The organism is Apilactobacillus kunkeei (genome assembly GCF_001308195.1).
GTDB lineage: Bacteria > Bacillota > Bacilli > Lactobacillales > Lactobacillaceae > Apilactobacillus > Apilactobacillus kunkeei_C.
On sequence record NZ_JXDF01000030.1, the window covers coordinates 25617 to 37583 of the forward strand.

General features: G+C 36.8%; 10 protein-coding genes. 6 read left to right on the forward strand and 4 right to left on the reverse strand.

Annotated features, from left to right (window positions below; genetic code table 11):
- Nucleotides 1–16: 16 nt before the first annotated feature.
- Complete coding sequence (locus RZ78_RS06875; protein WP_054608551.1) at nt 17–1120, reverse strand: GH25 family lysozyme; 1104 nt, start codon at nt 1118–1120, stop codon at nt 17–19.
- A 219-nt stretch (nt 1121–1339) separates the two neighbouring features.
- Between RZ78_RS06875 and RZ78_RS06880 the strand changes: the two genes are divergently transcribed.
- Nucleotides 1340–3253: an ATP-binding cassette domain-containing protein gene (locus tag RZ78_RS06880; protein ID WP_054608552.1), complete on the forward strand. Its 1914-nt coding sequence runs from the start codon at nt 1340–1342 to the stop codon at nt 3251–3253.
- 58 nt (nt 3254–3311) lie between these two features.
- On the opposite strand, the gene RZ78_RS06885 is transcribed toward RZ78_RS06880, so the two are convergent.
- Nucleotides 3312–3866, reverse strand: coding sequence for a TetR/AcrR family transcriptional regulator (locus tag RZ78_RS06885; protein WP_054608553.1), 555 nt, complete (start codon nt 3864–3866; stop codon nt 3312–3314).
- A 402-nt stretch (nt 3867–4268) separates the two neighbouring features.
- Here RZ78_RS06885 and RZ78_RS06895 point away from each other — a divergent pair, with 402 nt between their 5' ends.
- The 5 genes from RZ78_RS06895 (at nt 4269) to RZ78_RS06915 (ending at nt 8520) form a co-directional block, all read left to right on the forward strand.
- A complete protein-coding gene (locus RZ78_RS06895; RefSeq protein WP_054608555.1) occupies nt 4269–5135 on the forward strand; it encodes a mechanosensitive ion channel family protein in 867 nt (288 codons plus the stop codon).
- A 65-nt stretch (nt 5136–5200) separates the two neighbouring features.
- The gene (locus RZ78_RS06900; protein WP_054608556.1) at nt 5201–6073 is read left to right on the forward strand and encodes a mechanosensitive ion channel family protein; all 873 of its coding nucleotides are present in this window, start codon (nt 5201–5203) and stop codon (nt 6071–6073) included.
- Between the two features lie 160 nt (nt 6074–6233).
- A complete protein-coding gene (locus RZ78_RS06905; protein WP_034531334.1) occupies nt 6234–6935 on the forward strand; it encodes an amino acid ABC transporter permease in 702 nt (233 codons plus the stop codon).
- Between the two features lie 14 nt (nt 6936–6949).
- Nucleotides 6950–7693, forward strand: a complete 744-nt coding sequence (locus RZ78_RS06910; protein WP_054608557.1) for an amino acid ABC transporter ATP-binding protein — start codon at nt 6950–6952, stop codon at nt 7691–7693.
- Nucleotides 7694–7707: 14 nt separating this feature from the next.
- Nucleotides 7708–8520, forward strand: a complete 813-nt coding sequence (locus RZ78_RS06915; protein ID WP_054608558.1) for a transporter substrate-binding domain-containing protein — start codon at nt 7708–7710, stop codon at nt 8518–8520.
- Between the two features lie 96 nt (nt 8521–8616).
- Here RZ78_RS06915 and RZ78_RS06920 read toward each other — a convergent pair whose 3' ends face one another.
- The gene (locus tag RZ78_RS06920) at nt 8617–11187 is read right to left on the reverse strand and encodes an LPXTG cell wall anchor domain-containing protein (protein WP_054608559.1); all 2571 of its coding nucleotides are present in this window, start codon (nt 11185–11187) and stop codon (nt 8617–8619) included.
- A 219-nt stretch (nt 11188–11406) separates the two neighbouring features.
- Nucleotides 11407–11967, reverse strand: a 561-nt coding sequence (locus tag RZ78_RS06925) for an LPXTG cell wall anchor domain-containing protein (RefSeq protein WP_155451864.1), incomplete at its 5' end; no start/stop codon positions are given.

The following is an 11967-nucleotide window of genomic DNA, read 5'->3' on the forward strand; positions in this document are numbered from 1 at the left end:
ACTATCGCCTTTTTCTTTATGCTACATGTTTCTTATGATGTTTCTTCTTGTGGTGAACCTTTTTAACATGCTTTTTCTTGTGGTGTTTCTTAACTGACTTTTTTACATGTTTCTTTTTGTGATGAGTCACCTTTTTAACATGTTTCTTTGCTTTTTTAACGTGCTTTTTAGCAGTTGTCTTCTTAGCAGTTGCTTTTTTGGCGTTTGCCTTCTTAGTAGTTTCTTTCTTGGCATCTGCCTTCTTAACAGTTGCTTTTTTGGCAGTTTCATTCTTAACGTCTGTCTTCTTAACTGTTGCTTTCTTAGCAGCTAAGTTAACAACTTTAGCAGTCTTGTCATTTGATGTGGCGGCAGGTTTCACTTCAGTGTTACCTTGCTTGTTTTCCACCTTTTGACCCTTGTTAGCGTCATTGTTAGCTACTTTCTTAGCAACTGTTCCTAAGAACCAAGATTTTTGTTCACGTAACTTACTTGCATCTACCTTTTTGTGTAATGCAGATGAGTAGTGACGATCAGTGTATTGCCATAATACGTGGGCAATTGATGGTTCATTCTTAGTGTATGAAGCTAACCAGTATCCATCATACTTACTTAATGCTTGAGAAGCATATGTCTTCATGAAACTTAAGTATGAGTAGAATAGAATCTTTTTAGATCCAACAAGTGGACGTAAAGTGTTTACCCATTTTGCAGTCGCAGCGTTTGAATGACGACGACTGATTGAAGCAACTTCAAAATCGTTTACATAAAATTTAGCATTTGGTGCTCTGTGGTATAAGTCACGAGCTTCTCTTGCAGCAGCTGCTGATGAATTATATCTACTAAATGAATACACACCGTATGGTACTTTGTACTTATCTAATAGCGCTTTGTTGTGTTTGAATGTTTTATCACTGTAACTTGATCCGTATTGAACTCTAAGAATTGCGAATGGAACTTCTTTGCTTAAGTTCTTTGCCTTCTTATTAGTTAGACGCCCTTGCCATTCTGACAAGTCATATACGGTTTTACTACTTGCACTTGCATTTGTATTAAAGCTTCCAATTGCTCCAACCCCCGTTGTTAAAGCAAGAGAAGCGACCATTGTCATCAATATTGATTTAAAACTGAACTTAATCAATATACTCACTCCTATTTCTCTAAATGAATCTTTGATTTGCATTATAGACGCCTAATGTTGCAGGAATGATATAGTAATATTACAAAATGTGACAAATTTTAATTTTACTGCAATTTTTCTCTCAAAATGCAACACTTTCTTTCATTTTGATGATTGTTTTGCATACATTTCCGCATATAATAGTCATTACAAATTAAATAACAACAAGGAGTGAAAATAATGTCATTCTTAGAATTAAAAAATATTCAAAAATCATACTACCTAGGCAAAGACGAATTCAAAGTCTTAAAAGGAATTGATTTATCATTCGAAAAAGGCGAAATGGTATCAATCCTTGGAGAATCCGGTGGTGGTAAATCAACATTAATGAACATCATTGGTGGATTGGACAGTAAATACGAAGGTGACGTTTTACTAAACGGCAGTTCATTAAAACATGATACTGACAAACAACTAGATGAATACCGTCGTAAGACAATCGGTTTTATCTTCCAAAGCTTCAATCTAATTAGTCACTTAACTATTTTAGATAACGTATTAGTTCCACTTGAAATGACTACCCTTTCAAAGAAGGAACAAGTAGCCCGCGCCAAAGAATTACTTGCTAAGGTTGGTCTAAGTGATCACATCAACAAGTACCCTAACCAATTATCTGGTGGTCAAAAACAACGTGTTTCAATCGCCCGTGCTTTAGCTGGTGACCCAGAAATGCTAATCGCCGATGAACCAACTGGTGCTTTGGACCCTGAAAACACAACTGAAATCCTACAAATCTTGGATAACATTGCTAAGGAAGGAAAACTAGTCCTAACTGTTACCCACTCTCAAAAGGTTGCTGATTACGGTACTCGTATCGTTCACATGACTGACGGTCGTATCGACGAAGACAGAACTCTTCGTGACAAGTACTCAGAAAGTGACGAACCAGCACTAGAATCAAAATCACTATCATTAAAATCAATCGTTAAAATGACTTGGGATAACATCAAGTACAACTCCAAACGTAACTTACTAATTATCTTTGGTGGATTGATTGGTATCTTCTCAGTTGTATTCATGCTAGGACTTGGAAACGGTGTTCGAGGATACATTAACCATGAAATTTACTCTCAAGTAAATCCAAACAGTGTTCAAGTTTCCCATAAAAACACTAACGATCATTCCTCATTTAAGGATGCTGACGTTAACCGTTTAGAAAACGTAAAGGGTGTTAAATCCGTTGAAAAAGCTTACGCATCAACTGGTATTCAAATGAAGGATGGCAACAAGACTGCCCAATCTTCATACATGACTACTAGTTTAGCTACTATTAATGAAGACAATATCAAACACGGTACAACTCCTAAGGATGGCGAAATCCTAATTAACACTACCGCTGCTAAGGCATTAAACAAGAAGAACCCTAACTCAATGGTAGGAAAAGAAATTCAAGTTTCATTCACTGCCATGAAGAACGGTACCCCATACCCAGTAACTAAGAAATTAAAGATTTCTGGTATCATCGACTCACAAAGCCCACTTACTATCATTAACTACGCTACTGTTAAAGAAGCTCTAGCCGACAACGGCATCAAGATTGAACCAAACTTCTTAAACGTAAACATCAAGGGTGGCGTAAACAACGTCAACCCTGTTCAAAACAGAATCAAGGCCATCGAAGTTAATGGTAAGAAAGCATACAGCATTCAAGGTGCTGGTGCGATTGTATCAACTCTAAACACTTACATTAACCTTGCTGTATACGTATTAGCTGCCATTGCTGGTATTTCACTATTAGTATCAGCAATCATGATTATCGTTGTCCTATACATTAGTGTTGCTGAAAGAACTAAGGAAATTGGTATTCTACGTGCCCTAGGTGCTACTAAGGGTAACATCAGAATGCTATTCGTCAGCCAAGCACTATTCCTAGGAATCTTCTCATCAGTATCAGCTGTCGTTATTTCATACCTAATTCAATTAGGTATTAACTCAGCGGTACACGGCATGATTGACTACTCAATCATCCAAATCTCAGTTGGTAATGCCATCTTCGGTATCGTAGTTGCCATTATCATCAACCTACTAGCTTCAATTCTTCCTTCAAACAAGGGTGCTAAACTAGATCCAATCGAAAGTTTAAGCGCTGAATAACTAGTAATTATCCTTCCCCCTAACAAAAAACACGCTATGAAATTCATAGCGTGTTTTTTTAGTATTGTCGATGCATTAAGAAATCATAGACGTAGTCCTTATCGTACTCATCAAAATGATGAACCCAAAAGGTAACAACACCCATTGCGGTAGAAGAGTTGTATGCAGCAAAGAGTTTGCGTTTCTTTTCATCCATCGTATCGGTAAAGACTTCGGTAGTAGAATCCACCATTTGATTAAAGAAGGCAATTAGTTTCAAGGTAAAACGAATATCGCCCTTTTCGCTTAATAGTAATTCCAAAATTGGTTGATTTTCTTCAATGACAGTCAAAAATTTATAAACAAACTTACCGGCTGCCGTATTGATATACTCCAGCTCTGTACTTTTTAGCTCAACGTTAGCCTCTTTAATGTCAGAAATGACACGGTCTTCAATGCTATCAATTAAATCTGGTTTATCAATATAGTGACGATAAAATGTACTTCTATTAATGTTTGCGGTCTTGATGATATCACTCACCGTTACATCAGCAATTCCCTTGTTTTTTGCGACTTTGATTAACGCGCCTTCAATTTTATCCCTGGTAAGTTGGCGCTTGTGTTCGTATTTCACTTTTAATTCCTCCATAAGGTTATTGTTCACTTAAATATGTATGGTTGGTGTTATGATTAACTTATTAAATAGAAAAGAGATGCATAATATGTATAAATTTGGTCTAATGAGTGGACTCATCGTCTTCTTGATAGCTGTATTGGCTGTTATCACACTCTTATTTGTTATCGGTCGCAAGGTCTATTTTCACAGAACAATCAAAAACAACATAGTATTTTTAATCTTAGCTTTAGTGGTCAGCATCGCCACATACGATATGGATAAATCGTTCATTAATTTTATTCTAACACCGATGTAAGCCGCAATAGGTTAACATTTTCTTAAGTTAGACGGTTTAACTGTCATCTTAATAATTCTGATGTTACGATATTATATGTGATAATTGTTTAAGGAGTGAACTATATGCTAAAGGTTGCAACCAACCCTAGTTTCATAGCCAGATATTTTCAAAGTTTTAATTGGGACGAGATCCTACATAATTTAACAAATATTGTAATCGATATCGTATTGATTTCAATCTTTTTCTTAATCTTAAAGGGAATTGGTAAAAAAATCATTAACCATCTATTTAAGAACTACGCTAAAAGAGAACGTGGTATTCCTGAAAACAGATTGAAGACTCTACACTCATTATCAGTTAACTCATACATGTACATCCTAGTATTCTTCTGGATTTACTCTGTGCTAACTTTTATCGGTGTACCAATCGGAACACTACTTGCTGGTGCTGGTCTATTCTCAGTTGCCATTGGTTTAGGGGCCCAAGGATTAGCCAGTGATATCATCAATGGGTTCTTCATTCTATTTGAAAAACAAATTAGCATTGGAGACTACGTTACCATTGGTGATGTGACCGGTACAGTATCTGAAATCGGTCTTAGAACCACTAAGATTAGAAGTAACAACGATGCTTTAAACTTCATCCCTAACAGATATATTACTAACATCTGTAACATGTCTAAGGAACGCATGAAGGCAGATATCGACATCCGCGTTAACCCAGATACCCCTATCACTGAAGTTATTAACATTATGAAAGACATTAATGCTAAGAACATTCCAAGCACCGAAGGAATCATTGGTGATCCAGATATCCTAGGTACTGTTGATATGGGTGATGGAACCATTGCCGTTAAGGAATTCATCCCAACTACGGATGAAGCAAGATTTGATGTTCAATTCAAATTCTTACAACTATACCTTGAAGCCATTACCGCAGCTGGTATTAAGTTACCAAACAACAAGGTAATCGCCGATATTTCAAAATAAAGTTTCAACGCCCGTTTCGGGGCGTTTTTTACTATCATATATAAATACGAAAGGAAGTCATTATTATGTTTAGTTTAGCTGCAAAAAATCCAAGTATTCTAAAGCAATATGTAGATAGTTTTAAATGGAGCGACATGCTTCATAATCTAACTTTTGCCGTTATTGATATTCTTTTAATTTCTATTTTCTTCCTTATTATTAAGGTTATCGGTCAAATCATCATCAATCATCTATTTGGTCGATACCTACAAAAGCAAAAGAAGATTAGTCCCAAACGTGAAGGTACTTTGAAATCAATTTCATCCAACACATACAATTACATCTTAATCTTCTTCTGGTTATACTCAATTCTAAGTATCATCGGTATTCCCGTTGGTTCACTTCTAGCCGGTGCTGGTCTTGTAACCGTTGCCTTAGGTTTGGGTGCTCAAGGACTAGCAAACGACATCATCACTGGTTTCTTCATTTTATTTGAACACCAAATTGATGTCGGTGACTTCGTCGTATTAGACACCATTACAGGTACCGTATCCGAAATCGGCCTTCGTTCAACTCAAATTCGTGGTGTCGATGACTCACTTAACTTCGTCCCTAACAGATACATCACTAACATCTGTAACATGTCCAAGGATCGCCTAAAGGCTGAAATTAACATTCGTGTTAACCCTGACAGTCCAATCCAACAAATCATCGATATCGTTAAGGACGTCAACGCTAAGAACATTCCAAACACCCAAGGCATTATCGACGAACCTCAACTATTAGGAACTGTCGATTTAGGTGATGGAACCATCGCCGTAAAGGAATGGATTCCATGTACCGATACCGAAAAGTTCAACGTTCAATTCAAGTTCCTACAATTATATCTTGAAGCAATTAAAGATGCTGGAATTATCCTTCCAAACAACAAACTAATCACACCAATTCCACAAAAATAGTCATTATATAGGTATGTTTTTTAAATTTTTTATAAAACATACCTATTTTAGATTAATTTGTGTACTAATTATTTGTAACTAAATGTAAATAGTGTAAAATGGTGATTGGATTAAATTACGTATTTCCATAATTATAGTTAAAAAATAAAGGAGAAGAGATATGAGCGCATGGGATATCATTCGTGATGCGACTCCTCAATTGGTCTCGGCATGTATTGCTTACACGATTCCAATTGCAATCGTATCATTTATCATCGGTTTAACTATCGCCGTTATTACTGCTTTAGTTAAAATCTCACATCGTGGTGGCCTATTCAATATTGTAAAAGCATTCTTTTACTTCTATGTATGGCTATTCAGAAGTACACCACTATTGGTTCAATTATTCATTGTATTCTTCGGTCTTCCATACCTAAGAATCGCTGGAATTCTACCAGATGGGATCAGATTAACACCAGTTGTTGCTGGTATTATCACTTTCTCATTGAACACTGGTGCTTACGCTTCAGAAACCATTCGTGGTGCCATCCTATCAATTCCAGATGGTCAATGGGAAGCTGCCTACTCATTAGGTATGACCAAACGCAAGGTACTATGGAGAATTATCTTGCCACAAGCTAGTCGTGTGTCACTACCACCTTTATCCAATGAGTTCATTGGTTTGGTTAAGGATACTTCACTAGCTGCTTCAATTACTATCGTTGAAATGTTTGAAGTCAGTCAACAAATTGCGGCTGAAAACTATCAACCATTAATTATGTACATTCTGGTAGCTGCAATCTATGCAGTAATCTGTAGTGTTCTTACAATCTTACAAAGTTACCTAGAAAAACGAGTTTCTCGTTATTCTGTAAGCAACTAGAAAGGAGTACGTTAATGATTAATTTAAAAAACGTATCTAAAACATTTGGCAAACAACATGCATTAGATAATATCTCCCTTCAATTTCCTAAGAACAAGACCTCAGTGATTGTCGGACCTTCTGGTTCCGGTAAATCAACTCTACTTAGATCTTTAAACCTTTTGGAAACACCAGAAGCTGGTGAATACGAATTCAATGATCAAAAGATTGATTTCTCAAAGAAGTTAAGTTCAAAAACCATTTTAAACATTCGTAGAAAAACTAGTATGGTATTCCAAAGTTTTAACTTATTCCCTCACCTAACCGTTCTAAAGAACGTTATGGAAGGCCAAGTTCAAGTTCTAAACAAAAGTAAAGAAGAAGCCAAGGAAGTTGCCGAAAAACTTTTGGATAAGGTTGGAATGCTAGACAAAGCCGACTCATACCCAAGTCAACTATCAGGTGGACAAGCTCAACGTGTTGCGATTGCTAGATCATTAGCAATGCATCCCGAATACATCCTATTGGATGAACCAACCAGCGCCTTGGATCCTGAAATTGAACTAGAAGTTCTAAAAGTGTTATTAGATTTAGCCAAAGAAAAACAATCATTAGTTATTGTTACTCATAATCTTACTTTTGCTCAACGTGTTGCCGACAAGATTGTCTTCATTGAAGATGGTAAAGTTGGTTTCGATGGTGATACAAAAGACTTTTTTGAATCAGATGATCAAAGAATCAAAGATTTTCTTGCAGCAATGACCCTACAAAACATTTAAGGAGATTCAATATCATGAAATTTAACAAATTATTCAAGTCTCTAGCAGTTACTTTAGCCGTATTCGGTACTGGTGCTATCTTAGCCTCATGCGGTAACAGCTCAAGCTCAAAGAACTACAAGTCAGAAGTAACTAACAGTGGTAAGTTAACCATCGGTCTAGAAGGTACTTACGCACCTTACTCATACAGAAAAGATGGTAAGCTACAAGGTTTCGAAGTTGATTTAGCTAAGGATGTTGCTAAGAAGTTAGGTCTAAAAGCTAACTTTGTTGAAACTAAGTGGGACAGTTTAATTGCTGGTCTAGGTAGTAACAGATACGATGCTGTTATGAACAACATGACTGTTACTCCACAAAGAGAAAAGCTATACTCATTCTCTGACCCATACGCTTACTCATACTACACATTGATCACTAAGAGTGATAGCAAAATGATGAGCATCAAAGACATCAAGGGTATGAACATCGTTGACGGTGCTGGTACTGATAACGCCGTTGTTGCTAAGAAGTTTGGTGCTAACGTATCATCAACTCCTGACAACTCAACTGGTTACCAATTAATTCAACAAGGTCGTGCTGATGGTACTGTTAACTCAGTTCCTGCATGGAAGTACTTTGCAAAGCACAACTCAACTAAGGGTCTAAAAGAAATTGATGTTCCAACTAAGCTACAAGCTCCAGCTGAAACTTCAATTATGTTAAACAAGAACTCAAAAGCTCTAACTAAGAAGATTAACCAAGCACTAGCTGAACTACGTAAAGATGGTACTATGAAGAAACTTTCAATGAAGTACTTCGGTTCAGATATCACTACTAAGAACAACTAGTCTTTATATATACGAAAAAAGCACTCAATAATTGGGTGCTTTTTTATTTACTTAAAAGTATTAAAAAAGACCCCGCCAAGCGGAGTCTTTTTATTATTACTTGCGTTTTTTTCTTGATGCGAAGAATGCTAAACCTAATGCGATTGAAATCAATGCAGTACCAACGGCAACAACGACATTTTCATGTGTTTGATCACCTGTTTGTGGTAAACGGTTTGCATCTTTATTTACAGGATTAGTAGTTCCTTTATGTTCGGCTGAAGGGTTAACAGCGTTATTCTTGTGGCTTTCTTCAGACTGTGTTGATGTTTCATTCTTATCAGTGTCTGGATTACCATTGTGGTTATCATGGCTTGATGAACCTGGTACAACTACATTATTTGAAGCGGAACTTCCAGCATTGCTACTTTGGGCTGAGCTTTCGGCACTATTGCTGTGCGCTGAGCTTTGTGCACTGCTGCTGTTCGCTGAACTTTCGGCACTGCTGCTTTGTACTGAACTTTGAGCACTGCTGCTTTGGGCTGAGCTTTGAGCATCACTACTTTGGGCTGAGCTTTGAGCACTGCTGCTTTGGGCTGAGCTTTGAGCATCACTGCTTTGGGCTGAGCTTTGAGCACTGCTGCTTTGGGCTGAGCTTTGTGCACTGCTGCTGTTCGCTGAACTTTCGGCACTGCTGATTTGTACTGAACTTTGAGCACTGCTGCTTTGGGCTGAGCTTTGAGCATCACTACTTTGGGCTGAGCTTTGAGCACTGCTGCTTTGGGCTGAGCTTTGAGCACTGCTGCTTTGAGATGAGCTTGATGCACTGCTACTTTGTGATGCTTCACTTGAGGATGCTGCAGAGCTATCTGTGGCACTTGAGCTTGAATTTGGTTGTTCAATTCGTTTCAAAAGAACATTTTTTTCAAAACTATCACCATTAGAATCTAAAGTACCAGATACAACTTTATCATTAGCATCTACCAATTCGTAACCTGACACTTCAGGTGTAGTAAATGAATAGTCTTTTTGTCCGCTAGTAACTGTCCAATCACCATTCCAGTTAGTTTTTCCATCTAAAGTATTTGTAACACCCTCGTTAGTATATACTACTGAATTAGTTGCGGAATCTACACCAGAAATAGGTTGGTTAGTATCGGCATCAACATAGTTAACTTTTGCAGTTAATGTTATGTTCTTTTTAACATTTTCATACGGGTTGATAACTTCAACTTCTCTTTTTACAGGAGTATCTTGTCCGTCTACTTTGTATGAGATACTGTACTTTGTTGGATTGTCTGCGTTATAAGCGATTTGTCCATTATTTGGTAGATTATCTCTATCATTTACAGTGACTTGGCTATTGTCAACTTGTGTAAAACCATCTTTGGTGGCTTGATATGCACTCACCCCATTTAATAAATCATCGTCACTGATATTGTAATTGCCTTTGTCATCTGTGTATACAATCTTATCAGGAGCAACTAACCATTTTTCATTAGTATTATTCTTACCTGGAACAATACTAATAGTTGATTGTTGCCCTTGACTAGAAATAATATTACTACTACCATCAGCATGATAGTGAATCCAACCATGAATATACATATTCTTAGTTAATTGTTGATATGTTACATAAGCAACAAAATCTAATGTATCTCCATTGTATGGTGAATTAGAAACGTCAGCAAAGTATTGGTTTAATCCACTATCGTAGGAAATATTAACACCTGGAGTATTAGTGATATCAACATATTTATCACCGTCAATAGCGTATACTCTTAAACTACTTGGATCAATATGACTATCACTATCTCCGTCACCAATTATTAATGTGTCCGCTTTGAATGTACGATTGCTACCATTAAACTGTGTTACGGCAACAAAATAAGGTAATCCATTATCATTGGTTTTAATTGGTGCATATGATGCTGAAGCAGTACTAGCACCTTTTGATACTAAGTTTTCATTGGCGTCTGCTAAACTATATCCATTTGGAGCATCTGGATAGGTAGGCAAACTGGAATCTTGCTTAACATTAAACGGATAGGCACCCATTTGAATTGGCTCACCATTGGGATTTAGGGTGTTATCCTTCGCTTTAATTTCAATTGTAGATTGGGAAATTGGACTGGTTTCTCCATTATAATTAAAAGAGGATGTAAACGGTAACTGCGTATCGGAATTGTTATTTTTTGCTGTTAACGTTAAACTGGCATTTCTGCTTCCTGCATAAATATCTATATTGGTAGTAAGAACGATGCTATTATCGTCTGAACTAACATCGAAAACATTCGTATTACCGTTTGTGGCAAAAGTTCTGTATCCAATTAAATCAGATAATTTCTTATCATCATTTAAATTAAACGTTAGTTTAATTTGGGTCCCCTTAGGTATGTAGTTTCCCCATTGATCATTATTAGTTAACGATACTTGATAGGTTGCTGATTGGTCGGGATAAATACTAATGTTTGATGAATTTGATGTACTAGTGACGTTAGCTGATACATTAGAAGCAGGAGCAAATGAATTGATAGCTGCAGCATGTGCAACTACGCTGTTAGGTACAGTGTTAGTTTCAGTAGCAACATATCCTGCTCCTAAGAAGGTAACTGTAGTCATACCAATTACGACCCAGTTTTTCTTAACTTTGTGTAAGATTTTCTTTTCTTTAAACTGTTTATTCATTATAAACCCCTCCTATAATCAATATCTGTTTATACTTTATTCTAAATTAATGATTATTAAATTTCAGTACGTGTTTTCTTAAATTTTCTTAAATTTTTCTTAATAATTATACTTTTTTAATTTAACATCTTAATTTATCAATACTTTTTAGAATTATTCATTATAGAAGAGATATTAGAGAAAATAAAAAAGACCCCGTTTAACGGAGTCTTTTTACTATTATTTACGTTTTCTTCTTGATGCGAAAAATACTAAACTTAGTGCCATTGCAATAAATGCCATACCAATAGCAATAAGGATGTTTTCATGGGTTTGATCACCTGTTTGAGGTAAACGGTTTTGCCCATTAGTTGAAGGTTGTCCGGCGTTGTTTCCATGAGTTGGAACTACTGGAGTAACATGATGGTCATTATATGGGTTACCAACATTGTTACCATGTCCTGGATTAGCAGAACTTGATGCAGAGCTTTGGGCTGAACTTGCAGATGAGCTTTGAGCGCTGCTTTCAGGAGTTCCACCATTGTTTCCACCATTAGATACAGCAGAAATTTCGACACTACTGTTTGCAGATGGACTTGCGGCATTGCTGCTTTCGGCTGAGCTTTCTGCCTTACTGCTTACAGCTGAGCTTTCTGCCTTACTGCTTACAGCTGAGCTTTCTGCCTTGCTGCTTTCGGCGGAACTTTCCGCCTTACTGCTTACAGCTGAGCTTTCTGCCTTACTGCTTACAGCTGAGCTTTCTGCCTTACTGCTTACAGCTGAGCTTTCTGCCTTACTGCT